At 66.3% G+C, this 23,849-nt stretch carries 23 protein-coding genes and 1 riboswitch; of the genes, 8 read left to right on the top strand and 15 right to left on the bottom strand.

The genetic code is table 11. The features are described 5' to 3' along the window. The first annotated feature begins 122 nt into the window (after positions 1-122). Complete coding sequence (locus tag FK256_RS05865) at positions 123-395, top strand: DUF7455 domain-containing protein (protein WP_211343530.1); 273 nt, start codon at positions 123-125, stop codon at positions 393-395. A 200-nt stretch (positions 396-595) separates the two neighbouring features. Then, positions 596-1,006, top strand: coding sequence for a rhodanese-like domain-containing protein (locus tag FK256_RS05860; RefSeq protein WP_021605501.1), 411 nt, complete (start codon positions 596-598; stop codon positions 1,004-1,006). A gap of 46 nt (positions 1,007-1,052) precedes the next feature. On the opposite strand, the gene FK256_RS05855 is transcribed toward FK256_RS05860, so the two are convergent. Beyond that, positions 1,053-1,955 carry an arginase family protein gene (locus tag FK256_RS05855; RefSeq protein WP_009233861.1) on the bottom strand — a complete coding sequence of 301 codons (903 nt, stop codon included), beginning with the start codon at positions 1,953-1,955 and terminating at the stop codon, positions 1,053-1,055. A gap of 243 nt (positions 1,956-2,198) precedes the next feature. Between FK256_RS05855 and FK256_RS05850 the strand changes: the two genes are divergently transcribed. After that, on the top strand, positions 2,199-2,540 hold the full coding sequence (locus tag FK256_RS05850; protein ID WP_141424048.1) for a dicarboxylate/amino acid:cation symporter: 342 nt from the start codon (positions 2,199-2,201) through the stop codon (positions 2,538-2,540). Between the two features lie 12 nt (positions 2,541-2,552). Here FK256_RS05850 and FK256_RS05845 read toward each other — a convergent pair whose 3' ends face one another. The 5 genes from FK256_RS05845 to FK256_RS05825 all read right to left on the bottom strand — a co-directional run bounded on the left by FK256_RS05845 (position 2,553) and on the right by FK256_RS05825 (position 7,945). Further along, the gene (locus FK256_RS05845) at positions 2,553-3,650 is read right to left on the bottom strand and encodes a trypsin-like serine peptidase (protein WP_051295674.1); all 1,098 of its coding nucleotides are present in this window, start codon (positions 3,648-3,650) and stop codon (positions 2,553-2,555) included. Positions 3,651-3,761: 111 nt separating this feature from the next. Continuing rightward, positions 3,762-4,607: a bifunctional hydroxymethylpyrimidine kinase/phosphomethylpyrimidine kinase gene (gene thiD, locus FK256_RS05840; RefSeq protein WP_141424047.1), complete on the bottom strand. Its 846-nt coding sequence runs from the start codon at positions 4,605-4,607 to the stop codon at positions 3,762-3,764. Next, complete coding sequence (gene thiE / locus FK256_RS05835; protein ID WP_141424046.1) at positions 4,604-5,266, bottom strand: thiamine phosphate synthase; 663 nt, start codon at positions 5,264-5,266, stop codon at positions 4,604-4,606. The genes thiD and thiE overlap by 4 nt, the downstream gene beginning before the upstream one ends. Further along, positions 5,263-6,093, bottom strand: coding sequence for a hydroxyethylthiazole kinase (thiM, locus tag FK256_RS05830; RefSeq protein WP_141424044.1), 831 nt, complete (start codon positions 6,091-6,093; stop codon positions 5,263-5,265). The genes thiE and thiM overlap by 4 nt, the downstream gene beginning before the upstream one ends. Position 6,094: 1 nt before the next feature. Beyond that, positions 6,095-6,183: riboswitch (TPP riboswitch) on the bottom strand. A gap of 106 nt (positions 6,184-6,289) precedes the next feature. Further along, complete coding sequence (locus FK256_RS05825; RefSeq protein WP_141424042.1) at positions 6,290-7,945, bottom strand: RNA polymerase sigma factor; 1,656 nt, start codon at positions 7,943-7,945, stop codon at positions 6,290-6,292. A 214-nt stretch (positions 7,946-8,159) separates the two neighbouring features. Here FK256_RS05825 and FK256_RS05820 point away from each other — a divergent pair, with 214 nt between their 5' ends. Then, the gene (locus tag FK256_RS05820) at positions 8,160-9,320 is read left to right on the top strand and encodes a polyprenyl synthetase family protein (protein WP_141424041.1); all 1,161 of its coding nucleotides are present in this window, start codon (positions 8,160-8,162) and stop codon (positions 9,318-9,320) included. 101 nt (positions 9,321-9,421) lie between these two features. Next, entirely contained in the window at positions 9,422-11,455 is a 2,034-nt protein-coding gene (gene pknB, locus FK256_RS05815; protein ID WP_141424040.1) for a Stk1 family PASTA domain-containing Ser/Thr kinase, read from the top strand. A gap of 77 nt (positions 11,456-11,532) precedes the next feature. On the opposite strand, the gene FK256_RS05810 is transcribed toward pknB, so the two are convergent. The 5 genes from FK256_RS05810 to FK256_RS05790 form a co-directional block, all read right to left on the bottom strand. Continuing rightward, positions 11,533-12,882 (bottom strand): class II 3-deoxy-7-phosphoheptulonate synthase, encoded by a 1,350-nt coding sequence (locus FK256_RS05810; RefSeq protein ID WP_244936212.1) that lies wholly within the window; start codon positions 12,880-12,882, stop codon positions 11,533-11,535. Positions 12,883-12,974: 92 nt separating this feature from the next. Beyond that, positions 12,975-13,877, bottom strand: a complete 903-nt coding sequence (locus FK256_RS05805) for an SIR2 family protein (protein ID WP_170197917.1) — start codon at positions 13,875-13,877, stop codon at positions 12,975-12,977. 5 nt (positions 13,878-13,882) lie between these two features. Next, complete coding sequence (locus tag FK256_RS05800; RefSeq protein ID WP_141424036.1) at positions 13,883-14,914, bottom strand: ParA family protein; 1,032 nt, start codon at positions 14,912-14,914, stop codon at positions 13,883-13,885. A 95-nt stretch (positions 14,915-15,009) separates the two neighbouring features. Beyond that, positions 15,010-16,239: a pyrophosphate--fructose-6-phosphate 1-phosphotransferase gene (locus FK256_RS05795; RefSeq protein WP_141424034.1), complete on the bottom strand. Its 1,230-nt coding sequence runs from the start codon at positions 16,237-16,239 to the stop codon at positions 15,010-15,012. A gap of 149 nt (positions 16,240-16,388) precedes the next feature. After that, on the bottom strand, positions 16,389-17,099 hold the full coding sequence (locus FK256_RS05790; RefSeq protein ID WP_170197916.1) for a CPBP family intramembrane glutamic endopeptidase: 711 nt from the start codon (positions 17,097-17,099) through the stop codon (positions 16,389-16,391). Positions 17,100-17,221: 122 nt separating this feature from the next. On the opposite strand from FK256_RS05790, the gene FK256_RS05785 reads away from it, so the two are divergent. Then, on the top strand, positions 17,222-18,061 hold the full coding sequence (locus FK256_RS05785) for a PaaX family transcriptional regulator (RefSeq protein WP_141424033.1): 840 nt from the start codon (positions 17,222-17,224) through the stop codon (positions 18,059-18,061). A gap of 29 nt (positions 18,062-18,090) precedes the next feature. On the opposite strand, the gene FK256_RS05780 is transcribed toward FK256_RS05785, so the two are convergent. Beyond that, entirely contained in the window at positions 18,091-18,972 is an 882-nt protein-coding gene (locus FK256_RS05780; protein WP_141424032.1) for a lysophospholipid acyltransferase family protein, read from the bottom strand. A 234-nt stretch (positions 18,973-19,206) separates the two neighbouring features. On the opposite strand from FK256_RS05780, the gene FK256_RS05775 reads away from it, so the two are divergent. Beyond that, a complete protein-coding gene (locus FK256_RS05775; protein ID WP_280525781.1) occupies positions 19,207-20,871 on the top strand; it encodes a DEDD exonuclease domain-containing protein in 1,665 nt (554 codons plus the stop codon). Positions 20,872-20,917: 46 nt separating this feature from the next. Here FK256_RS05775 and FK256_RS05770 read toward each other — a convergent pair whose 3' ends face one another. Then, the gene (locus tag FK256_RS05770) at positions 20,918-21,361 is read right to left on the bottom strand and encodes a hypothetical protein (protein WP_141424031.1); all 444 of its coding nucleotides are present in this window, start codon (positions 21,359-21,361) and stop codon (positions 20,918-20,920) included. 180 nt (positions 21,362-21,541) lie between these two features. On the opposite strand from FK256_RS05770, the gene FK256_RS05765 reads away from it, so the two are divergent. Then, the gene (locus tag FK256_RS05765; RefSeq protein ID WP_141424030.1) at positions 21,542-22,165 is read left to right on the top strand and encodes a superoxide dismutase; all 624 of its coding nucleotides are present in this window, start codon (positions 21,542-21,544) and stop codon (positions 22,163-22,165) included. A 99-nt stretch (positions 22,166-22,264) separates the two neighbouring features. Here FK256_RS05765 and FK256_RS05760 read toward each other — a convergent pair whose 3' ends face one another. Next, on the bottom strand, positions 22,265-23,299 hold the full coding sequence (locus tag FK256_RS05760) for an FKBP-type peptidyl-prolyl cis-trans isomerase (protein WP_141424028.1): 1,035 nt from the start codon (positions 23,297-23,299) through the stop codon (positions 22,265-22,267). Between the two features lie 50 nt (positions 23,300-23,349). Continuing rightward, positions 23,350-23,742, bottom strand: coding sequence for a HesB/IscA family protein (locus FK256_RS05755; protein ID WP_009233880.1), 393 nt, complete (start codon positions 23,740-23,742; stop codon positions 23,350-23,352). Positions 23,743-23,849 lie beyond the last annotated feature (107 nt).

Genomic DNA, 23,849 nt, shown 5'->3' with positions numbered 1-23,849 from the left:
ACCCGATCGGTCAACTCCACGGTGAGGTGCGCCATGACGGCGGTGCGCCGTGGGCGAAAGCACGTGCGCCTCAGGCGGAAACGGCCCTTTCGGTCGACCGGCGAGTCCTCAGGCGTGATGCAATGCGGCCCATGAGCACAACCGGAATCTCAACCGCCGCTCAGGCGGTGACCACCCTGGACGAGCAGACCGCCTCTGCCACCGACTCCTCAGAGCGCCCGTTGACCACGGCCGACCGCTGCGACGTCTGCGATGCACAGGCTTACGTCCGGGTCGTCATGTTGACCGGCGAGCTCTTCTTCTGCGCTCACCACGCCCGTCGACACGGCGAGAAGCTCAGAGAGGTCGCCCTGCTCTTCCAGGATGAGACCGCGAGCCTGCTCGCCGGCGAATGACGTGGATTGTAGATTCACGCAACGGTTCGCTGAGTATCACTGCCGGTTCCCACCAGAACCCGTTTATCCTCGTTTCTGAAGGCCCTGACCCTGTTCCCACCCCGAGTCTCCCAACACAGAGCCTTAACCACGCTGATCCAGCAGCCCACCTGATCCCATCCAGGCTCGACAAAGCCGCGTGACTCTCGAAGGAACCGTCTGTGAAACGCCCCATCCGCGTCCTGGCCACCTCTATCCTGCTCGTCTCCTGCGGTGCACTGGCGCTGACCGGCTGCTCGGGCTCCTCTGGCTCCAGCACCTCCGCCACGAAGCACACCGCCCCGGCGGATGCGAAGGCCACCGGCCCGGTGGTCATCATCGACCTGCGCTCGGCCGAGGAGTACAAGCAGGGGCACCTGGAGGGGGCCGTCAACTATGACTTCTCCTCCGGCGATTTCCCGAAGGAGCTCTCGGGACTGGACCGCAACTCCCAGTACCAGCTCTACGGGACTGATGACCAGCCCAAGATGGCCAGTGCCGTCATGCGCAATGCCGGCTTCCCCAGCGTCACCGATCTGGGGACCATCGATGCGGCCAAGAACACCACCGGCGCCAAGATCGTCACCGACTGACGCCTGTCACTCAGGAGGCGAGCTCGGGCGGCCTCGTCCCGATCGCTTATAGAAGCGGCAGCTCCTCCAGGAGGCGGGCGAGGTAGACGACCTGCCGGGGCACGTACTCGGCGATCGTCAGGCCGACGACGTCGGCCGCCCGCCCCAGATCCCTGACCGCGCGGTTGGTTTGGGTCACGCTCAGGCCGCCGCGATCGTAGCCCAGTCCCAGCCGGACCTCGTCGGCGTCCACGGTGTCGACGTCCAGATGGACGGCTACGCGGCTGCACCCGGTGGTCTCCAACCACTTCAGCAGGGGCGTCGTCGAGTCGCGCAGGTCGGCCGGGCCGAAGGCGTGCAGTCCCCACTTGGCGATGTTCGGGTAGTCGTCCTCGGTCCAGGAGTGCAGGCCGGCCAGGGCCAGGCGACTCGGGGAGACGAAGGCCGCCAGCTCCTCCATCACCTCGACGTCACCGGTACCGATGATGTGGGAGACCGCCATGGCGTGGTAGCCGGGGTACTGGGAGTGCGAGGTGCCGATGTCAGGGTGTGAGTCGATCCAGACGACGGCTAGATCGTCTCCGTAACGGGCAGCGAGCTCGGTGAAAGGGACGACGGAAACAGCGCAGTCCCCGCCCAGGGTGAGGATCCTGGGAGCGTCGTGCCGGGCGATTGCCTCGCGGGCGTCACGGATCCCGGCCAGGATTTGGGCGCGCGACTCCATGCCGTTGGTGACGAGCACCTCCTCGCCGATAGGCTCATCGCTGACGGGGACGATCTCCGTGGGACCGGCGTGCTCGGGCAGGAGCGCCGTCAGCACCCGGGTTCCCAGTGCGTAGACGCGCCGCGCTTCCCCGTAGGGCAGCTCGGGCAGCAGGCTCCTCACCGAGGACTCCCCCGCACCCTGCCACTGGGGCCAGACGAGGCGGAGGGTGTCGGACTGGGCGAGGGCGGTGCGTGCATGAACCATCTCAGTGCTCCCGAGCGAAGACGTCTCCCGGCCCCAGTCTACGAGTCCGGACTGTGCGACGCCTGACTCGATCCTGAGTCGCACGGACAGAAGCCCGGTGGGAGCGGTCACGACCGCGGAAGATTCTCTGAAGGTTTCATCTGGAAGATTCAGGCCTCGCCCTGGCGCTCGGCAGGGACGGTTTCCATCATAGACAGCGGTCTATTGACACGAGTCGAGGAGACGAGTGAGAGGAGAATCGCCGTGGACCAACAGCTAAAGGCCAAGGCCCGCCTCGGCCGCTCTCTGATTGTCAGCGCCCTGACTGCTGCGGCCGCAGGTGCGGTGCTACTGATCCCGCTTCCCTTCCTCGGGGTGCCGCTGTCCTTCATCGCCCTCGTCATGGGCATCGCGCACCTGCGCAGCTCGAGCCAGTATCGGCGACCGGCGTGGGCGGCCGTGGTGATCGCCTCGGTGACGCTGGTCGCGGCACTCGTACTGGCCATGACTCTTCTGGCCGCCAGAATGGAGTCTACGGTAACGACGCCGCAGCAATCGGTTCCACTGCAGACCGCACCGTCGGCTCCAGACGACAGTCGAGGCTGAGGCCCCACCGCATCAGTCCCCGGCGGTGGCATCCAGCATGGTCTTAACCGCCTCGGTGAAATAGGGGCCGCGATTCACACCGCCCAGAGGCCGCCACAGCGAGGTCAACGACCGTACGTAGCCGAGTCCTGTGGACTCGTTGTAGCGGTAGAGCCACGGCCCTCCCGAGCCGCCGAAGCCGAAGTCGCAGCCCTCGGTCCGCACCTTGCCCTCCGACTCCTCCGTGGTTTTGACGCAGGAGTAGATGGTGCCGCGACCGTCCGGGTTCGTCTTGTTGGTGGGGTAGCCGAAGATCGTGGCGCGGAAGACGTAGCTGCCTCCCCAAGCCAGCCCGTGGCCGCCGACGACGTCGACGACCGGCTTATTCGCGTCCCCGCCGTCATTGAGCGTCACGTAGGCGACGTCGTTGCGATAGTCGGCCTGGTCGGCTCGCCAGCTGTCAAAGGTGCGCATCGACCGGGCCGTCCAGACTCCCACCGGGTCCGGATCGGCCTGGGTACGGTCGTAGTCGGGGACGAAGACCGCGTTTTTGGCCCATCCTTTCTTCGAGCTGTAGACGCAGTGGGCAGCGGTGATGACGACGCTCTTGGAGGGCGTGTTGAGGACGGAGGCGCTGCAGTAGGCGTTGTCCGCCTCGTAGCCGTTGAAGAACAGCTTTCCTTTGGCCCTGGCCGGTAGGGCCCCGCCCCCGTCGGCAGCCGGAGCGACGGGTTCGGTCATCCCGGCCGGATCGGTCGAGCTAGAGCTGTCCCCATCACCCTCGGCGGCCGCCGGTCGCTCCTGGGCGGGATCATCGGCCGCATCGGTATCCAGGGGCTTGGCGGCGGCCATACGCTCGTGCGTCCAGTAGTTCACCACGTTCTGGTCGGCCTCGTGACTCACCTCGGCCGCAGGTCGTTCCTCGGGGATCGGCTCGGCGCTCTTACCGAAGCTGGTGGGCGCGGTCACCGCTGTCGAGGACGCGCTGGACGCTGCACCTCCGGCCTGTGCGGGCTCGGCAGCATGGGCCGAGGTGGCCAGTGGCGACAGCGGAAGAAGCCCTGTTACCGCTAGCATGAGGACCGCAGCGAGCATGACCCTAACGCGGAAAGAAATGGATGCATCTGTCATAGGTTTGACTCCTGTGGAGGCGGAGGCGCTGTTCAGTAGCGGATACACACTCCTCCTCGTTTCAGCAGGTGCACCGCAATGACCTCCGGTCGTCGACGACAACGACACAATCTACCATCCGGTTATCGTTCCGGCTCGGTAAAAATGGTGGACGGGCCCGTGCCCGTGTCCAATGCCCAGGGCGTCGGCGTGCTCGATGGCACCGGTGAGGTAGTTCTTGGCGTCCCGCACCGCCTCCAGCCAGGTCGCCCGGCGCGGTCGCAGCGAGGCGATCGCTGAGGACAGCGTGCAGCCCGTGCCATGGGTGTTGCTCGTAGCGACCCTGCGACCGTGCAGGATCTCGACGGCGTCAGCATCGACGTAGATGTCGATGGCGTCATCGACGTCGCCCGAGTTGTCTGCGCCTCCGGTGAGGTGGCCGCCTTTGATCAGCACCCTTCGGGCGCCCAGTTCCCTCAGGCGGCGCGCCTGGCTGCGCAGCTCACCGAGGGTCGCCGCGGGCTCCTCCCCCAGCAGGACGGCCGCCTCGTAGAGGTTAGGAGTGATGAGATCGGCTTTGGCACACAGACGGCGCACGGCGCCGACGGCCTGCTCGTCGAGAAGGCGGTCCCCGGAGGTGGCCACCATGACCGGGTCGAGCACCGTGTGGGTGAGTCCAGGCAGGTACTCCCCCACCGCGTCGGTCAGCTCGACGGTGGCGAGCATCCCGATCTTCGTGGCATCGGGGACGATGTCCTCCAGCAGCGTGTCCATCTGGAGACGGACGAAGTCGACCGGCACGGCGTGCACACCGGCCACACCACGCGTCGACTGGGCAGTCAACGCCGTGATGACACTCATCGCATAGGCACCGAGGGCGCTCATGGCCTTCATGTCGGCCTGAATGCCGGCGCCACCGCTGGGATCTGAGCCGGCGATGGTCAAGGCGGTCACGGTTGCCGAACGCTGCTGGCTCATCGCCGACCTCCTTCGTCCCAGGCACGGTGCAGGTCGGCGGCGACGCTCCTGGGGTCCTCGGCCATGCAGATGGCTGATACGACGGCGGCACCGGCCAGACCACCCGCCCGGAGTGCCGGCAGGTCGCTGGCCGTAATGCCGCCAATGGCCACAGCAGGCAGATCGGTCAGGGCAGCCATGCGCGCTACGCCGTTCACCCCCAGGCTCTTCGGGGCGTCGGCCTTGGTGGCGGTGGGGTGAACGACGCCGATGCCGACGTGGTCGCAGGCGCCCTGCTCCTGGGCGGTGCGCAGCTCGTCGGGAGTCGCGGCCGACAGCCCGAGGTAGGCGTCCTCCCCGACGAGACGGCGTGCGATGCGGGCGGGCAGATCTGACTGGCCGAGGTGTACCCCAGCTACGGGCGCTCCCTGATCGCGCGCCGCCAGGAAGATGTCGACGCGGTCGTTGACGATGACGGGGACCTGATCACCGACCACCTCGGCCACCTCCAGTACCTGAGTCAGGAAGAGTCCGCCGTCGGCCCCCTTGGCGCGCAGCTGGACGCAGGTGACTCCGCCGTCGACAGCGGCCTCAACGGTGGCCAGGACGTCTCTGCCGCGCGAGCGGCACTGGCTCTCATCGGTAATGAGGTAAACCGACAGGTCCGGCGCGGCCCTCATGCCGGCGCTCCCTGCGCGGCGGTGGTCGCCCCGGTAGCACTGACACTGACGTTTTGCAGGTCCTGCGCCTCAAGGGTGTACAGGGCGTCGAGGAAGGCCGGCGAGAAGGATCCGGGGCCGGTTGATCGGGACTCCGCGCGCTCGGCAGCAGCGCTGTAGACGGCGTGCGCAGCGACAACGGCGCTCACGTCATCCAGACCCTCCTTCCGCCCCGCCCCGAGAAAGGCCGCGACCACCGCACCCAGAGCGCAGCCCCCGCCGGTCATCCGAGTCAGCAGTGCGGAGCCACCCTGAATGTGGACGACGCTCTCGCCGTCGGTGACCAGGTCGACGGGCCCGGAGACGGCGACGACACAGCCGTGGCTGCGGGCCAGGTCACAGGCCGGATCGAGCGCCGCGGCGACGTCGTCGGCGGTCTCGACGCCCCGCCCGCCGCTGCCGTCACCGGCCAGAGCCAGGATCTCCGAGGCATTGCCCCGTACGACGCTCGGTCCCCAGCTGAGGAGCTCATGGGCCAGCGCAGTGCGGTGCGTCAGCATGCCGATGGCCACCGGATCGAGGACCCACGGTGTGCCCGCGTCAGCCGCCGCAGCCACGGCCTCGCGGGCGGCGTCCCGCTGCTCGGGCTGAGGCGTGCCGAGGTTGATGAGCAGCGTGGAGGCGACGTGGGCAAAAGGGCCCGCCTCTCCCGTGATGTCCACCATGGCCGGCGCCGCGCCCAGAGCCAGGAGAACGTTAGCGGTGATGTTAGTGACCACCGCGTTGGTGATGCAGGAGACCAGCGGGGCGTGGCGGCGTACCGCCTCAAGCGCCGCTGGGGTAGACATGCCCCAGTGCATGTGACATCCCTTCGTCAGTACTAGCTGGACAGGTTCGACGGGTGTGTTCTCAGCCATGTGGCACCCCGTGTCACGATCGAGACACTAGCACCGACGGCGTCGGCCCCGGAACCCTGATGGTTCCGGGGCCGACGCCGTTGAGCTGAGCGAGCCGGTGGGCTCCCTGCCTGTCCGGTGAGCCCGTTCAGTCGAGGTAGTCGCGCAAGACCTGACTGCGCGAGGGGTGGCGCAGCTTGGACATGGTCTTGGACTCGATCTGGCGGATGCGCTCGCGGGTGACTCCGTAAACCTTGCCGATCTCGTCGAGGGTCTTAGGCTGGCCGTCGGTTAGGCCGAAGCGCATGGAGACCACGCCGGCCTCGCGCTCGGAGAGGGTGTCTAGCACGGCGTGCAGCTGCTCCTGGAGGAGGGTGAAGCTCACCGCGTCTGCCGGAACCACGGCCTCGGAGTCCTCAATGAGGTCACCGAACTCGGAGTCGCCGTCCTCGCCCAGGGGCGTGTGCAGGGAGATCGGCTCGCGCCCGTACTTTTGGACCTCGACCACCTTCTCCGGGGTCATGTCCAGCTCGACGGCCAGCTCCTCCGGGGTGGGCTCGCGGCCCAGATCCTGAAGCATCTGGCGCTGCACGCGGGCGAGCTTGTTGATGACCTCGACCATGTGCACCGGGATGCGGATGGTGCGGGCCTGGTCCGCCATGGCGCGGGTGATGGCCTGGCGGATCCACCATGTGGCGTAGGTGGAGAACTTGAATCCCTTGGTGTAGTCGAACTTCTCCACGGCGCGGATGAGGCCCAGGTTGCCCTCCTGGATGAGGTCCAGGAAGAGCATGCCGCGGCCCGTGTAACGCTTGGCCAGGGAGACCACCAGTCGCAGGTTGGCCTCCAGCAGGTGGTTCTTGGCCCTCTGGCCGTCCTGGGCCACCCAGTGCAGCTCACGGCGCAGTTTGGCCGGCAGGTCGTTGCCCTCCTCGGCCAGGCGGTGCTCGGCGTAGAGGCCAGCCTCGATGCGCTTGGCGAGTTCGACCTCCTGCTCGGCATTCAGCAGCGCGACCTTACCGATCTGCTTGAGGTAGTCCTTGACCGGGTCCGCGGTGGCACCGGCGGTGACGACCCGCTGGGCGGGCTCATCGCCCTCGTCGGAGTCGGAGACGGTGAAGGAGCCGTCCTTGTCCTGGGACTTGCCGCGCTTGCCGGACTTCTTGGAGGCGGCCTTCTCCGCCTCCTCCCGGCGCATGCGCTCGAGCTCACCGGTCAGGGCCGCGATGGAGGGCTGCATCTTGATGCCCTTGATGACCCAGCCGCGGAAGATGTAGCCGTTCTGGGCCAGGTAGTCGCGGGCGACCATCGGGGCGGAGTCGCCGATGACGAACCGGGGCACCGGACCGTGGCCGTAGGGGGCCAGGGTGATGGGCTCCTCCAGGGTGCCGTGGCCGGCGATCTCCAGGTTCTCTACGATCGTGCGCGAGCGCACGAACAACGTCGCTCCGGGAGCGAGACGGACGCCCTTGAGCGAGGCGGGGTTGTTGAAGGGACTGCGCTTGGAGCCGTCACCGTTCTCCTCCAGGCTCACGTCCAGGTAGTAGTCGCGCAGCTCGGGGGCGGGGCCGTCGTCCTCCTGCGCGGCCTGCGCCTCGGAGTCCTCCTCCTCGTCCTCATCGGAGTCCTCGGCGTCATCCTCGTCGGAGTCGTCGTAGGCCTCATCATCGTCATCGTCGTAGTCGGAGTCGTCGGGGTCTTCGTCTCCTTCGTCGTCGAGGTCGAAGTCCTCGTCGTCGAGCGCAGTCTCGTCGACGTCGTCAGTGAGCTCGGCGCGGGAGCGCGTCACTGTGGAAGAAGCCACGGAGTTCCTTTCGCGTGGGCGGGCGGACAGCCGGCGACAGGCTATGGGCACCTGCCCCGGCACAGCAGACAACCCCAGAATTGTAGCCTTTATTCCCCAGCGCCTCCGCACCGGTGACTTAGTATGACCTTACCTTTGCTGAGCTCGGCTCCCCCGCAGGGGCGAAACCCGGTCGATGACGCAACAAACCACTCCTGCGTCTACTCTGGCGGTCATGAGCGCGCTGCCTGCGGCCCTGGGCCGCATCCGTCCCGCCGTCGAGCACCGTCTGGAGGAAATCCTGTCCATGTGCCGTAGGCGCTGGGAGGGCCTGGGGCCGGCCGCGCCGGAGCTGCTCGAGACCGCCCGAAGCGTTCTCGGTGGGGGCAAGCGCATGCGCGCTGTGCTGGGCGCGGTCGGCTGCGCTCTCCTGACCGCCCCGGAGCACCGGGCAGAGCGGTTGACCGGCTCCGACGCCATCCACCTGGGTGCGGCACTCGAGCTCTACCAGGCCAGCGCCCTGGTCCACGACGACCTCATGGACGGGGCCGACACCCGGCGAGGGCTGCCAGCGGCACACCGCGCCTTCGCCCGGGACCACGAGGCACGCGGCTGGTTGGGACGTTCGCGGGGCTTCGGGGCCAACGGCGCCATCCTGCTCGGCGATCTCCTGCTGTCCCTGGCCGGTGAGGAGATGAGCGCCCTGGCGGGTGCGCACATCTCCCCGGAGGCTGACCATGGAGCGGCCCGACACGCCCGAGCCGCCTTCGATGCCATGACCACTGAGGTTGCCCTGGGCCAGTTCCTCGACGTGCGCAGTGAGAACCTGCCGCTGCCCCGGGGGCAGGATCCCGCGGTCGCCGCGCGACGGATGCACGACGACGCCCTGTCGGTCGTGCGCCATAAGTCTGCCCGGTATTCGGTGCGCCACCCGCTGTTCATCGGCGCCCTCCTGGCCGGCATGGACCCGGCCGGCCCGACCGCCGAGCACCTGGCCGTCTTCGGCGAGGAGATCGGCATCGCCTTCCAGCTGCGCGACGACGAACTGGGCGTCTTCGGCTCGCCGCGGGTCACCGGCAAACCTGCCGGAGACGATCTGCGCGAGGGCAAGCGCACAGTGCTGCTGGCTTTGACCTGGGACCGCTGCGACGAGGACGGCCGGGAGCTGCTCGGCTCCGTCCTGGCCAACCCTGAGGCCGCGCCCGGCCGGATCGCCGAGGCGGCGGCGCTCATCGAGGACTGCGGCGCACGCGCCGCCCACGAGGAGATCATCGCCGCTCACCGCAGCGCCGGAGACGGAGCGCTGGAACGGCTCGGGAACGAGGGCGTGGTGAGCACCGCATCGCTGGAGGACCTGGCGGCCCTGGCAGACCTGCTGACGCGCCGCAACTCCTGACATAGCACGCGAAACGGGCGGTTCCCGCCAGATGGGCAGTACTACCCGCCCGCTTCGGCGAGTGGCTGTCGCGCCGCCGCAGGCACCGTAGAATCGCGCCCGTGGTCACGGATCCTCTCATCGGTCGGCTGGTCGACTCTCGCTATGAGATCGTCGACCGCCTCGCGCGCGGTGGCATGGCCACCGTCTACCGCGCCCACGACCGTCGCCTGGACCGGACCGTGGCGCTCAAGCTCATGCACGCCCACCTGGCGGACTCCCCCGATTTCGTCTCGCGCTTCCGCCGCGAGGCGCGGGCGGCGGCCAGGCTGTCCAACCCGGGCGTGGTGGCCGTCTACGACCAGGGCAGCCTCGACGGGGTCGCCTACCTCGTCATGGAGTATGTCGAGGGGCCCACGCTGCGCGACCTCATCGCGGCGGGTCCGCTGTCCGTCAAGGAGACTCTGGGGCTGATGGCCCAGCTGCTGCGGCCGCTCGGAGCCGCCCACCGGGCCGGGCTGGTGCACCGGGACATCAAGCCGGAGAACGTCCTGCTGCCCTCGGACGGCTCGGTGGCCAAGGTGGCCGACTTCGGCCTGGCCCGGGCGGTCACGGAGGTGACGCAGACGACGACGGGCAATGTGTTGGGCACGGTCGCCTACCTGGCGCCCGAGCTCATCACCTCGGGGGACTCCACCTCCCGCGCCGACGTCTTCTCCGCCGGGGTGGTCCTCTACGAGCTCCTGACTGGCGAGCAACCCTTCAGTGCGGATTCCCCTATCCAGATCGCCTTCCGCAATGTCCACGAGGACGTGCCCCTGCCCTCCAAGCTGGTCCCCGACATGCCGGCCGACGTCGACGAGCTCGTGGCGACCATGACGCGCCGCGAGTCCCAGGAGCGTCCCGCAGACGCCGATGAGGCGCTGGCGCTGCTGCGCAACGTCGTCGACGAGCTCACCGACTCCGAACTGTCTGTGCGCCGCGGGGGCGGGACCGGCTCGATCCGAACCCAGGAGGTCATGACGGCCAACGCCCAGGCCGCCCGCGCCGCCATCGATAACGAGCCCCAAGAAGGCGATGACGAGGCCCCCTCCGATGAGGACTCCGCCTCCTCTCTCGCCGGCATGCGCACCGTCTCCCTGCCCATCGGCTCCATCGGACCGGATACTAAGGGCAAGACGCGTGCGCTCTCGCGCAAGGCCCTGGCCTCCGACTCCCAGAAGACCACCGCCGTCCCCACCCGGAACCGAGGCACCAACAGGATCAACCGCCGTGCCGCCGTCGTCGTTGGAATTCTGGCCGTGGCCGGGGTCGGGGCGGGTGCCACCTGGTATTTGACGGTGGGCCCGGGACGGCGGGTGCCCGTCCCCGATATCGTCGGCATGTCTGAGGACGAGGCGAAGATCGCCCTGGAGAAGCAGGGGCTCAACTGGGGCACGCCGGCACGGGCCTACTCCGACACGGTGCCGGCAGGCAAGGTCATTTCCTGCCAGCCGAAGGTCGGCCAGAGGGTGGGGCTGAGCCACACCGTCACGGTCGTCGTCTCCCGAGGCATGGAGACCAAGACGGTTCCCGACGTCGTCGGGAAGACCAAGGATCAGGCCAGCGCCGCGATCAAGGCAGCGGGTCTGACCCTGGGAAACGTCACCGAGGAGTACTCCGCCAGCGTCGAATCGGGCAAGGTGATCTCCTCCGACCCCAAGGCCGGCAAGGTCATCGAGCACACGACGAAGGTCTCGATCGTGGTCTCCAAGGGCAAGGAGCCGGCCACAGTGCCGGACGTGACCGGTAAGAGCGAGGATGAGGCCAAGAAGACCCTGGAGGACGCCGGACTCAAGAAGGGCAAGGTCAGCCAGGACTACTCCGACTCCGTGGCCAAGGGGAGAGTCATCTCCTCCTCCCCCATCGCCGGGGCGTCGGGCTACTACAAGGGAGACTCGGTGGACCTGACTATCTCCAAGGGGCCGGAGAAGGTGACGGTGCCGGACGTGACCGGTAAGAGCGAGGATGAGGCCAAGAAGACCCTGGAGGACGCCGGACTCAAGGTGGAGGTCAACAAGCGCCTGGGCGGCCCGTTCGGGACCGTGCGATCCACCGACCCCGCGCCGGGCTCCAACGTCAAGGCTGAGTCCAAGGTCACCATCAACATCTTCTGACGGTGAACCGGCCCCCTGCGGCCGGGCGTCGTCTGGCCATGCCAGTCCGGTGGACAGGCGGCTCCCGCCGGGGGCCTTCAGCCCTTGAGCATCTCGGCGATCTCGAAGGCGACTTCGAGGGACTGCTGGTGGTTGAGGCGCGGGTCGACGAGGGTTTCGTAGTGCTCTGCCAGGCCGGCCTCGTCGATGTGCTCACCTCCGCCGAGGACCTCGGTGACGTCGTCGCCGGTGAGCTCGACGTGGATGCCGCCGGGCACGGTGCCAAGAGCGCGGTGGACCTCGAAGAAGCCGCGGATCTCGTCGAGGATCGTCTCGAAGCGGCGGGTCTTGTAGCCGTTGTCCGAGGTGATGGTGTTGCCGTGCATGGGGTCGGTGATCCAGGTGACGGGGCGCCCGTCGGCGCGCACGGCCTCGACCAGTGCCGGTAGGGCCTGGCGGATGCGGCCCGCGCCCATGCGGGTGATGAGGGACAGGCGTCCGGGGACGCCGTCGGGGTTGAGCCGGTCCATGAGCCGGGCGATGTCGTCGGGGGACGTGGTGGGGCCGACCTTGACGCCGACGGGGTTGTGGACGCCGGCGAGGATGGCCACGTGGGCGCCGTCGGCCTCGCGGGTGCGCTCTCCCACCCACAGCATGTGGGCGGAGGTGTCGTAGAGGCGCCCGGAGCGGGAGTCCTCGCGGATCATGGCGTCCTCGTACTCCAGGAGGAGAGCCTCATGGGCGGCGTAGAAGTCGACCTGGCGCAGGGCGTCGAAGTCGACGCCGGCGGCCTCCATGAAGCGCATGGCCCGGTCGATCTCGTCGGCGAAGGACTCGAAGCGCTTGTAGGCGGGGTTGGCGGTGAAGCCGCGGTTCCAGGAATGGACCTCGCGCAGGTCCGCGTAGCCGCCCATCGTGAAGGCGCGGATGAGGTTGAGGGTAGTGCCCGAGCGCAGGTAGGCGTCCAGCATGCGCGTGGGGTCGGGGATGCGGGACTCGGGGGTGAACTCGTGGCCGTTGACGGAGTCGCCGCGGAAGGAGGGCAGGGTGACCCCGCCGCGGGTCTCGGTGTCCGAGCTGCGGGGCTTGGCGTACTGGCCGGCCATGCGGCCGACCTTGACCACGGGCGTGGAGGCGCCGTAGGTCAGGACAGCCGCCATCTGGAGGATGGTCTGGACCTTGAGGCGGATGTTGTCGGCCGTGTTGTGGGCGAAGGACTCGGCGCAGTCCCCGCCCATGAGGACGAAGGCATCTCCGGCGCTGGCCTGGGCGATGAGGTCGCGCAGGGAGTCGACCTCGCCGGCGAAGACGAGCGGGGGCCGGCGGCGCAGGTCCGCCACGACGCCGGCCAGCGCGGCCTCATCGGGGTAGGCGGGCTGCTGGAGGGCGGGCAGGTGACGCCATGCGGGGGCCTGGGCGCCCGTGCGGGCGGCGGAGAGCTCGTTCATCACGCCCGTCAGCATAAACGAGAAAACGAGACAGTCTTGTGTCTCACCAAATAGCGAGACACAAGACCACTTCCTATCGGCGTCGAAAATACTTATTGTCCGCCAATCGCTCGCAACATCTCCAATCCTTGACTATGGTCACTCTTTTTAGTGACTTCATAAGAAAGCGACTGAACTCCATACCACTCCTTTAACATCTCCTTGCGATAAACAAAGCCAGGAGAGTCTTCATGGAGAATGAAATGCGAAGGTTCTTCTACAGATCCACGATGTTCTGTAAAAATTGAAGAAAGGATATGGTTAACGTCAGGATCACCAAGACCATACCCGACAAACAATGCAGTCCGAGTCATAAGTAATGACCGCAATGCATCCAACATTAACCTACCCTCATGTTCGAGCCACTGATAATCAGAAGATGAGATGATCAATCGATTAGCGCGATCTTCGATAGACCCATGAAGTTTAAATATTGGTCGTTCTTTTGCGGTCAAAATAGTATTTAAATTTTTTGCACTGTAATTATATGCCGCAAATCCGTCGGTGCCAAACTTTCTCTCTAGCAGCCTATCATAGTTTGTGGTTACCGTTACGCGAGGACCATATTCCCCGAGATTAAGAAGTGCATCATGCCATTCATTAGGTTCGAAAAACGTTCCCGCCTCAGGCTCTTCGACAACCCTTTTTATCCAGGATCTAATATCTCTATCGACTCCATGTTCTTTGGCTATAAAACTTAGGTACTCCGCGAGATCCAAAGGACTTAAAGAATCTACGAGTTCCCCATATTCCGGATCCAACGCTTTACCATCCCCATCAACAAGATCGAGATTCACTGCAATTGTTTCTAGCAGCCCTCTCCAATCTTCTGGGTGCACTACTTTACAGTCGTCTCCTAATACAACAGAAGAATTGCGAGAAACGCCAGCACCAACGAATACGATCAACTCACTATTCCTGGCCTGTTCGCGAAGTATCTCTGGAATCCTAGTCATAAACATCACACCTCCTCAGAGGCCCCAACATTGACCCACAACTTATTGAATGTCTCACTCAAAACGCTCACATACTTATCTCTTTGAGTAAACTGAGCTCCGGTTAGGCCGTCACTCGACTTGAGAGAGAATATAGGGGCATGAGCTTCGTGGGCAAGGTTAGGCATGGAAAACATGTTGGGTATATCGCCTAGCTGAGCGCACGAGAAATCATGTCGAATATTATCGACACCATGACTCTTTAACGACTTGGCGGCTTCAACGATGCGAATCTTAAATCGCTCGTAAGCCTCAATGGGTTTCCCTCCACTCGAAGTCTTCAGATACTGTTGCGTTGTAAATCCGCCCCATCTGGGTGCAACCACTCCGGGACTTAGGATGTCAGAATGGAGATCATCTCCTTTCACCTTTTTCTTGGTAAGATCATACGCGTCAGCATAGCCCTCATTGATTGTATTCAACCAATCACAAATATTCCTAATTGAGTGAAGGCTAAACAAATCTGTGCCAAGCGGCGTAACAAATGCATCAACGCCAAGAAGAATAGAACGATTTAGCGCGCCCAAACTGGGGCTTACATCGAATACGATATAATCGTATCCTTGTCGCTCAAGGTACCGCGCGAGTCCTCTGGCCCATAAAGTTCTACGGCCACCGAACTGCTTTCCTCCAGCAAAGTCACCCCACGACGAACTAATTTCGTCCTCAACTAACGCAAGTCTGGAATCCCCCGCAAGTAAGTCTACGTTGAACCTTTCGGAGGAAGTAAGGGAAATATTTTCTTGAATTTCAGAATCACCTTGAAGGATGTTCCTGAATATGCCATATATTGTCCGGGTGTTGTCAACGCTTTCTGCATCATACAGGCGCAGCCATTGCTCATCGGAAAGCAACAACTGAGACGCGTTTCCCTGCGGGTCACAATCAACAATCGCGACCCTTTTGCCTTTGTTTGCAACGAACGAAGCGTAATTACACGCCAAAGTGGTCTTACCCACTCCTCCTTTATTGTTAAAAAACGCAACTGTTGCAGTCATTTTCGCTCTACCTTCTATTGAAAAAAATTATTCACTAAAAAGAGGGGGCATGATCAAATCAAAGTGATATGACTTGACCACGCCCCCTCTAAACCTCAGTGCTCGGGCACAACCTCGGCCGGCTCGACCTTCTGGCCCAGCTCGGCCATGAGGTCGGTGAACCAGCCCTGGGTGATGTCGAAGGGCTTGGCGCCGGCGATGCGCGGGAAGGCGATCGCGGTGAGCTCGTCGTTGTTCTCCTCGTCCTGGCCAATGACGCCGGACTCGCCGCGCAGGGCGCAGTCGACGGCCAGATCGCACATCTTCTTGATGAGGGCGAGGTCCTCGGCGTTGGCGTGGGCGGCGCGCGAGTAGTAGCCGGACTTCTGGACCATGACCTTCTCAGCGCCGATGAGCTCGGAGAACTGCTTGGCGAACCACTGGCCGGGGTTGATGGTGTCGAGCTTGACATGGCCGAAGGGGTCGCGCTGGACCTCCTGGCCGGCGGCCTCCATCTCCGCGATGATTTCGGGAACGCCAGCGCCCTCGGACAGGAAGATGTTGACGTTGCCCTGCTCGTCCATGATGGCCTTAAGGCGCTTGGCCTCGGCGGCGATGTCGAGCTTCATCTCGGGGACGAAGACGGCGTGGACGTCCCAGCGCTCCTTGGTCAGGCCGAGGGAGGGGGCCCACTGCTTGGTCTGGAGCAGGTCGTGGTAGCGGCGGGCGGTCTCGGCGGTGAGGTAGCCGCAGTTGCGGCCCATGCACTCGTGGACGATGAGCATGCGGGGGTTGGAGCGGTGCTCGCCGATGACGTTGAAGGCGAAGCCGGCGCCCTCGTCGGCCGCGGTCCAGGCGCCCAGGGACTGGCGGATCGGGACGACGTCGTTGTCGATGGTCTTGGGCAGACCGACGACGGTGAGCTCGTAGTCGTTCTCGTGGAGGTAGGCGGCCAGGTCCGCAGCGGTGGTGTTGGTGTCGTCGCCACCGATGGTGTGCAGGACGTCGACGCCGTCCTTGCGCAGCTGCTCGGCGGCGAACTCCAGGGGGTTGACGCCCTCCTTCACCAGGCCGCGCTCGACGAGGTTCTTGGCGTTAGTGAGCTTGACGCGGGAGTTGCCGATCGGGGACCCGCCGAAGTCGCGCAGGATGCCGGCGTTCTTGCGGGCCTCGTCGTCGATGACGATGTAGTTGCCGGTGAGCAGACCGTGGTAGCCATACTGGTAGGCGATGATCTCGACCTCGGGAGCGACCTGCGTGTAGCGCTCGATGAGGTCGCCGACGGCGGCGGACAGACAGGGGGCGAAACCGCCAGCGGTGAGCAGGGCGACGCGACGAATCGACATCGGGAACCTTTCGGGTTGTGGGTACTCGGGGTCAGCGCCCCGGCCGGATCGGGCGGCACGGGCCGCACCGGGCGTCAGTCTACGTGCCATCGGCGGCGGCTGACAGGGACCGACGGGGATGGATTCAGGCGAGGGCATGTCCGGAACAATCAGCCGGCGCCGACTCCGTAGAGGACGCCCTGCATGAGGGCGGGGTCTCCCAGGAAGTGAGCCATGGCGTGAGCGATGTAGACGGGGGTGAGGCTACGGCCTCCGTAGACGTAGATGACTGAAAGGACTCCGAAGAGAACGAAGGAGGAGACCATATAGGAGGGCCAGACGCTGTGCCCGACGACGCCGTGGTAGACGGCCATGATTCCCGCCGTCACCACGATCTGGATGATCCTGGAGGTACCGCAGCGCGCCAGCCGGTCCAGGATGAGCCCGCGCACCGCGATCTCCTCGGCAAAGGCCAGCACGAGGCCGATAGCCATCATGATCGGCCGTTGCCAGGGGAAGGCCAGCGGATCCCCGCCTCGCATGTAGCTCATCGCGGTCCAGGCCAGCCCGTAGACGACGGCGATGACGATCACCGGCATCCGGACGGGACGCCCCCACCCCAGCTCGACTATGCCCTCGCCCTGCCGACGCTGGCGCCAAAAGACGAAGCCGATAACGGCGAGGCAGCCAATCAGGAACACGACGTCGAGGACGAGGGTCGCGTTGAGGCTTGTTCCCCAGCGGTCGTAGATCGATTGGGCTCCGAGGAAGAAGCACGCACCGCCGAGTACCGACCACAGGACCACCACGGCGAGTCCCACCTCTCGCCATGCCACGGCTCTGCTCAGGGGCGGACGTTGCAGATCCGGCGTCAACATCATTCATATCCTTCACGTTTCGTTGCATTGAAGAAGTCAATCGTAGAGGATGGACGCGGTCTAGCACACGTCCTTCGGGGCCGCCTGTCGGTACCGGCAGCGTCCGGCGGGAGACAATGACTGACATGACCTCACCCCAGCAGCCGGATGAAGACCCGTTCCACGGGACGTCTCGCGCCCGCACGACGACGGTGGGCTTCCTGTTCGGCCTGGCCGAGGCCCGTGAACTTCCCGGCCCCTTCATCATCGAGGCGCTGCAGAAGCTCGGTCTCACAGCCTCCGGAGCACGCTCCTACATGACGCGAGCGCTCAAGGAGGGACGACTGACCAGCCGCAGGCAGGGCCGCACATCCCTCTACGCGATGACGGGCGACTACCTGGAACGATTCAACGCCATCGAGCGCCGTTTCACCGTGGAACCGGTTTGGGAGGGGTTCTTCCACTCGGTTGTCTACGACCTGCCGGAGTCTCGCCGCTCGGAGCGCGACGGCCTGCGCGCCGCGGCGTTCGCTCATGGATGGGGTTGTCCGCGTCCTGGTCTGTTGATCGGCGTGGATCCACCCGGCGCGTGGGCGCGGGACGGCTGGCGGGGCCGATTGAGCGTGGATCTGGAAACGGCTCGGCAGATGGTGGCGGCGAGCTGGGACCTCGATACCGCCGCCACCCGTGTAACTCGGACCGTCGCCCATCTGCGCACCGAATTGGAGCGCACGGACACAGGCAGTCCATCAGGAGGGCGGGCAACACCGACGACGACCTGGGAGCCGCTCGTCCGTGCTCATGATCTTATGAGCGAAGCCACCTACCTGTGGGGTCTCCTTCCTCGCCTACCCCGCGAGCTCTTACCAGGGGGATTCCCGACGTCGGACCTGGACTGGCTCGGCGCCCAGCTCTCCGGTCAGCTCATGTCCGATGGCGTATCCGCCGCCAGCACCCTGCTCGCCACACACCCCGACGGCCGGTGAGGCGCCGTCCGGGAACGCGATTCCGCGTTCTAGCCCTCGGCGCCGGGCTCAGCCTCGTCGTCGGAGGCCTTGTCCTTCTTCTTGTCCTTACCGCTCTTGTCCTCGGGCGGCTCGGGCACGGAGACCTCAGGGGCGGGGCGGCCACCGGGCGCGGCCACGGGCGCCACCGAGGGCCGGGCCTGCGCCTGGGCGGCGAGCATCTCGGCCACAACCTCCTCAGCGGTCTTCTTGTCCGTATCCATGGCCTTCTTGACGTCGGCGGCGTAGAGGTCCACGTACTCCTGACCGGAGAGCGCCATGAGGGCGTACATGATCTCGTCGGTGATGGAGCGCAGCACGAAGCGGTCGTTCTCCAGGCCCTTGTAGCGGGAGAAGTCCAGCGACTCGCCGATGACGATGCCCACGCGATGGCGGGTGGAGGGGATGGCCTTGCCGATCGGCTGGGCCAGGTTGGAGCCGATCATCGCCACGGGCACAACGGGGGCGCCGGTGGCCAGGGCAATACGGGCTACGCCGGTCTTGCCGCGGTAGAGGCGCCCGTCGGGGCTGCGCGTGCCCTCGGGGTAGATGCCGAAGAGCTGCCCCGAGCGCAGGCGGTCGATGCCGGCCTGGAGCGCCGCCTGAGATGCCTTGCCGCCGGAGCGGTCCACAGGAATGGTGCCCACCGTCTTCATGAAGTTCTTCACCGCCCAGCCCTTGACGCCCTTGCCGGTGAAGTAGTCGGCCTTGCCGATGAAGGCGACCTCACGGTCCACCAGCAGAGGCAGGAAGAAGGAATCGATAACCGCCAGGTGGTTGGAGGCCAGGATCGCCGCGCCCTCGGTGGGAATGTTCTCCTCGCCGCGGATCCAGGGCTGATAGAGCATCTCCAGGGCCGGGCCGACTGTTGCCTTGATGGGTCCGTATCCCACGCGGGGCCTCCTGTGATCTGCTGACTGGGCGGCCACCACACGTTCCTGCACCATCGGAGACAGACGGCACCGGAGCCGGCGGTGCCGCTCGGGTATGGGGATGATTCTAGGGTGCTTCCCACCTTGCTCGCACCGACTTCCCGACTGGTGAAGACGATGCGTGTCACTGCCGTCCTCTAGCCTGCGACCGTGAGCACCTCCAGTTTCCCGAACGCCGTGAGTGCCGCTAGCACAGTGGGCACTGGCCGTACCGGGACCCAGGTGTCCTTCGCCGACATGGGCACGCCCCTGGAGCGGGCGACCTTCGTCGTCGTGGACCTGGAGACCACCGGCAGGGCGCCGGGCGCCCGTGCGCTCACCGAGATCGGGGCCGTCAAGGTGCGCGGCGGGCGGGTGCTGGCGGACTTCTCCACCCTGGTCAATCCCGGCGTCGCCATCCCCGCCCAGATCACGATGCTCACGGGCATTACCAACACGATGGTCGCCGGGGCTCCCGGTGTGCGCGCCTGCGTGGAGGCCTTCCTGACCTGGGCGGATCTGCCCGCCGACGACGTCGTCCTTGTGGCCCACAACGCACGCTTCGACGTCGGTCACCTGCGCGGCGCCGCGGCGGCCCTCGGCCTGGAGTGGCCCGAGCCCCGCGTGCTGGACACGTTGGCTCTTGCCCGCAAGGCGTGGACGCGCAGCGAGGTGCCCAACCACAAGCTGGGGACGCTGGCGGCCTTCGTGGGGTCCCGGACCCGCCCCACGCACCGGGCCCTGGACGACGCGCGCGCTACCGTGGACGTGCTGCACGCGGCCCTGGAGGTCATGGCGCCGCTGGGCGTCACGCATCTGGAGGACCTGACCACCGCCTCCGACCCGGTTCCGGCCAGGCGCCGCGCCAAGAGCCGCCTGGCCGACGCCCTGCCCAGCGGCCCCGGCGTCTACCAGTTCCGTTCGGCGGCCGATCAGGTGCTCTACGTGGGCAGCGCCGCCGACCTCAAACGTCGGGTGCGCTCCTACTTCACCGCCGCGGAGAAGCGCCGCAAGGTGGCGCAGATGCTGGACACGACGGTGAGCGTGCGCCATATCGCCACGCCCACGCTCATCGAGGCGCGGGTGCGCGAGTTGCGGATGATCGCCGAGCTCGACCCTCCGGTCAACCGGCGCTCGCGGGCTCCGCGCCGCCGGCCCTGGCTCCACCTGGCCCAGGGCTCAGGTCCGGGCGCCGAGCCCCGGCTGGCGCTGACGACCGTTCTGCCCACCGAGGAGGTCGGCTGTGCCGTGGGGCCCTTCGCCTCGCGCAGCCGAGGGCAGGAAGCCCTGCGCGCCGCCGAGTCGGTGCTGCGACTGCGCCGCTGGGACGACCACAAGCTGCGCCGGGTGCGCCACGACGACGTCCCGGCCGAGTTTGCGGAGGCGCTGGCCTGTCTGTCGGGCGAGGTCGATCTGGTAGCCACTCCCCTGCTGGAGCGCATCGCGGCGCTGTCGCAGGCCGAGCGCTACGAAGAGGCAGGGGCCTGGACGAGTCGTCTGCGCTGCCTGTTGCGCGGAGTGGCGCGCGCCGAGCGGGTGCGGCCCCTGCTGGCCTGCCCTCATCTCATGGCGGCCAGAAGGCGCGAGGTCGGCGGCTGGGAGCTGGTGGTGGTGCGCTGGGGCGTGTTGGCCGGCTCCATGGCGACCGCCCCGGGAGCCGACCCGCGTCCCGCCGTCGAGCTGCTGCGCGCCAGTGCCCGGGTCGTCGAGAAACCCAGCCGCGTCGGTGAGACGGCGAGCATCGAGGAGACCGTCCTGCTGGCCGACTGGGTCCTGGACGCCGGGGCGCGCATCGTGGAAGTCGACGGCGATCCCTCGGTACTCGCGTGGCCGGTCGGCGCAGCGGCCCGCCACCGCAAGGTCCTCACCTCCGAGGACTGACGGCGCCACGCGTGAGCCAACCACCACCGCGTGGCCGGCGTCCGGCTCAGCCGGCCGGGGTGACGGTGCCGCGGCGGGCGGTAAGGGCCTTGGCGACGCCCTCCTGGAGGCTCAGCGGGTCCAGGGGGCGGGGCACGACGACCTCGGCCTTGGCCCAGGCGGCCAGCCAGTCGTCCTGGGGTCGGGCAGTCAGCAGCACAACGGCGGGGCGCTCGTTGAGCTCGATGAACAGCTCGTGGGCCAGGCCCATACCGCCGAGCTTCTTGGCCTCGGCGTCCAGGACGAGCGCGTCGAAGGGGGGCTGGTCCTTCTTCTCGCGGTCCTTGATGGCCATGCGCACGCCCTCGGCGGTGGCCGCCTCGGTCCAGGTCACCAGCGGCAGGCCCTTGGCCGGTCGGCGCCCGACGCCGTCGATGACCTCCCGGCGCACGGAAGCGTCGTCGGAGAAGACAAGGAGCTCGAGGCGGGTGGAAGCAGCCTGGTCGGTCATGGCGAATCCTTCGTGGACGAGTGCGGACGGCAGTGTTTCCGCGGTCAGTGTAATCACACAGAGGCTCACTACCCCTCTTCCAGCCCTCGCGTCTAGCATGAACCGCGTTCAGGACTTCAGTCCTATGAGCCCTGCTAAGTCGGGACTGGAGCCATGTCACCCACCGAAAGGCAGTCCTTGATGGCCGTGTACACCCTTCCCGAGCTCCCCTACGACTACGCCGCCCTGGAGCCCCACATCTCGGGCAAGATCATGGAGCTCCACCACGACAAGCACCACGCCGCCTACGTCGCCGGCGCCAACGCCGCTCTGGAGGCCCTGACCGCCGCCCGTGAGGCCGGCAACCTGGGCGCGATCAACCTGTGGGAGAAGAACCTCGCCTTCAACCTGGGCGGTCACACCAACCACTCCGTCTTCTGGAAGAACCTCTCCCCGGCCGGCGGCGGCCGGCCCGAGGGCGAGCTCGCCGAGGCCATCAAGGACGCCTTCGGCTCCTTCGAGAAGTTCCAGGCCCAGTTCACCGCCACCGCGCTGGGCATCCAGGGCTCGGGCTGGGCCGTGCTCGCCTACGACTCGATCTCCGGCGGGCTCGTCATCTTCCAGCTCTTCGACCAGCAGGGCAACGTGCCCGTGGGCACCATCCCGCTGTTCATGGTGGACATGTGGGAGCACGCCTTCTACCTCGACTACCTCAACGTCAAGGCCGACTACGTCAAGGCCGTCTGGAACATCGCCAACTGGCAGGACGTCGCCGAGCGCCTGGCCGATGCCGTCGCCAGGACCCAGGGACTCATCGTCCGCTGACGCTCGTCTTCGGCAGCGCATCGTACGGACTGTGGCCCGCCCCCTTCACGGGGTGCGGGCCACAGTTGTGTTGTCTGGCGGACGCCTGCGCGGATCGTGCTAGAGGACTTTCTCCACGTCCATGACGTAGGCCGACGCTGGTGTCCCCTGCTGCTGGCCTGTTGCCTGAGTCGGAGGTAGGAGGACCACGATCCGGGATCCCTCCGGGATGCCGATCAGTCCCGGCAGCGTCTGCTGCGCCTGGGCCATGCTGATCGTCTCGGCGGTCTGCTGTTCCCAGGTGTTGGAGGGGCGGGAGCCGTCCCAGAAGTTTCCGGCCACGTTCATCATGATCGTGGAGGACTCCGTGATGGCGGGACCGGAGCCGCGGGCCAGCACGATGATCTCGGACTGGGTCGGCTGGGCGGCATCGGCGCCGATGGAGATCGTCGCCGGCTGACCGAGCTCCCCGCTGATCGTCATGCCGCGCTGGCTGACGGCCTCCTCGCCCTCCATCGTGGCCGTGGCCGAGGAGCCGGAGATCTTGCTGCTGGCGCCGTCGACGATCTCGACGACGAACACGAGCGTCCCGGCCGGGTTGTTCTGCCGCTTCCGTGCGCCACCTGCCTGGGCGGCCTGAGCATCCTGGGCCGCTTTGTTGCCGTAGGCGAGCTCAGGAGGGATCGACATGACCACCCGGTCGCCCACGTGATGCCCGGCCAGGCCGCACTTCCAACCCTGAATGACGTTCTCAAGGGGGAAGGCGACCGGGGCGCCGGTCTTGAAGGAGGTGTCGAAGGGCTCTGCGCCGTCCCACTGCCAGCCCGTGTAGTGGGCCTTGACCGCGCCGGCGGCGTCGATCTCGGCTCCCGTGCCTTGCGTCAGTGTCTTGACGGTAAGGTTCTTGGGCGCCTGGGCGCCCTTCTTCCAGGTCACGGTGGGCTGTGCGCCGGCGTCGCCGCCGATGGTCGGCAGCGACTCGGAGTCGGAGTCGATCGTCAAGGTCGAGCAGTCCACGGGCGTCGTCGCCGCCGGAATCGGGGTCTCGGAGGCGGATGCCTTGGAGGCCGACGACGAGGACGACCCCGAGCATCCGGCCAGCGCGAGGCAGGCGGCCATGGCCAGGGCGGTCAGACTGAGGGATGTGCGACGCACATGAGCTCCTTGTTTGAGGGAGGGTCTGCTCGGGAAGGATCGAGAAGGATTCAGTGGAAGGACTCGCCGCAGGCGCAGCTTCCGGCGGCGTTGGGGTTGTCGATGGTGAAGCCCTGCTTCTCGATGGTGTCGGCGAAGTCGATGGTGGCGCCCGACAGATAGGGCACGCTCATGCGATCGACGACGACCTCGACGCTATCCATCTCACCGCCCGCTGTGGGGAAGGCGCGCACGGCGTCGCCGTCCAGGAGCCGCTCGTCGAAGTAGAGCTGGTAGACCAGGCCGGAGCAGCCGCCGGGCTGGACGGCCACGCGCAGGCGCAGGTCGTCGCGTCCCTCCTGGATCAGGAGGCTGGCGACCTTTGCGGCGGCGGTCTCGGTGAGGACGACTTCGTGCTCCGGGGCCTCGGTGTCAGTGGGGTTGGTCAGGGCGGTCTCTGCCATGGTCATCTCCTGGTCATCTCGTGGTCGTGGTGTGTCTGCTTTTGTCTATGGTGTTCGCGTTGGCCGCAGCACCTCGTGCGGCGCTACCCGCGTAGTGATGGTCCGCC

The sequence above is a fragment of the Actinomyces johnsonii genome, assembly GCF_006546835.1.
Taxonomy (GTDB): Bacteria; Actinomycetota; Actinomycetes; order Actinomycetales; family Actinomycetaceae; genus Actinomyces; species Actinomyces johnsonii.
The sequence above is the reverse complement of the archived record's forward strand: the minus strand, read 5'-3'. Positions and strand labels throughout refer to the sequence as shown.

What these genes read in the sequence shown, in the direction of transcription:
- FK256_RS05865 (WP_211343530.1), top strand. Translation starts at nt 123, where the DNA reads ATGCGGCCCATGAGCACAACCGGAATCTCAACCGCCGCTCAGGCGGTG.
- FK256_RS05855 (WP_009233861.1), bottom strand. Translation starts at nt 1,955, where the DNA reads ATGGTTCATGCACGCACCGCCCTCGCCCAGTCCGACACCCTCCGCCTC.
- FK256_RS05845 (WP_051295674.1), bottom strand. Translation starts at nt 3,650, where the DNA reads ATGACAGATGCATCCATTTCTTTCCGCGTTAGGGTCATGCTCGCTGCG.
- thiD (WP_141424047.1), bottom strand. Translation starts at nt 4,607, where the DNA reads ATGAGCCAGCAGCGTTCGGCAACCGTGACCGCCTTGACCATCGCCGGC.
- thiE (WP_141424046.1), bottom strand. Translation starts at nt 5,266, where the DNA reads ATGAGGGCCGCGCCGGACCTGTCGGTTTACCTCATTACCGATGAGAGC.
- thiM (WP_141424044.1), bottom strand. Translation starts at nt 6,093, where the DNA reads ATGTCTACCCCAGCGGCGCTTGAGGCGGTACGCCGCCACGCCCCGCTG.
- FK256_RS05820 (WP_141424041.1), top strand. Translation starts at nt 8,160, where the DNA reads ATGAGCGCGCTGCCTGCGGCCCTGGGCCGCATCCGTCCCGCCGTCGAG.
- FK256_RS05810 (WP_244936212.1), bottom strand. Translation starts at nt 12,882, where the DNA reads ATGAACGAGCTCTCCGCCGCCCGCACGGGCGCCCAGGCCCCCGCATGG.
- FK256_RS05805 (WP_170197917.1), bottom strand. Translation starts at nt 13,877, where the DNA reads ATGACTAGGATTCCAGAGATACTTCGCGAACAGGCCAGGAATAGTGAG.
- FK256_RS05800 (WP_141424036.1), bottom strand. Translation starts at nt 14,914, where the DNA reads ATGACTGCAACAGTTGCGTTTTTTAACAATAAAGGAGGAGTGGGTAAG.
- FK256_RS05795 (WP_141424034.1), bottom strand. Translation starts at nt 16,239, where the DNA reads ATGTCGATTCGTCGCGTCGCCCTGCTCACCGCTGGCGGTTTCGCCCCC.
- FK256_RS05790 (WP_170197916.1), bottom strand. Translation starts at nt 17,099, where the DNA reads ATGATGTTGACGCCGGATCTGCAACGTCCGCCCCTGAGCAGAGCCGTG.
- FK256_RS05785 (WP_141424033.1), top strand. Translation starts at nt 17,222, where the DNA reads ATGACCTCACCCCAGCAGCCGGATGAAGACCCGTTCCACGGGACGTCT.
- FK256_RS05770 (WP_141424031.1), bottom strand. Translation starts at nt 21,361, where the DNA reads ATGACCGACCAGGCTGCTTCCACCCGCCTCGAGCTCCTTGTCTTCTCC.
- FK256_RS05765 (WP_141424030.1), top strand. Translation starts at nt 21,542, where the DNA reads ATGGCCGTGTACACCCTTCCCGAGCTCCCCTACGACTACGCCGCCCTG.
- FK256_RS05755 (WP_009233880.1), bottom strand. Translation starts at nt 23,742, where the DNA reads ATGGCAGAGACCGCCCTGACCAACCCCACTGACACCGAGGCCCCGGAG.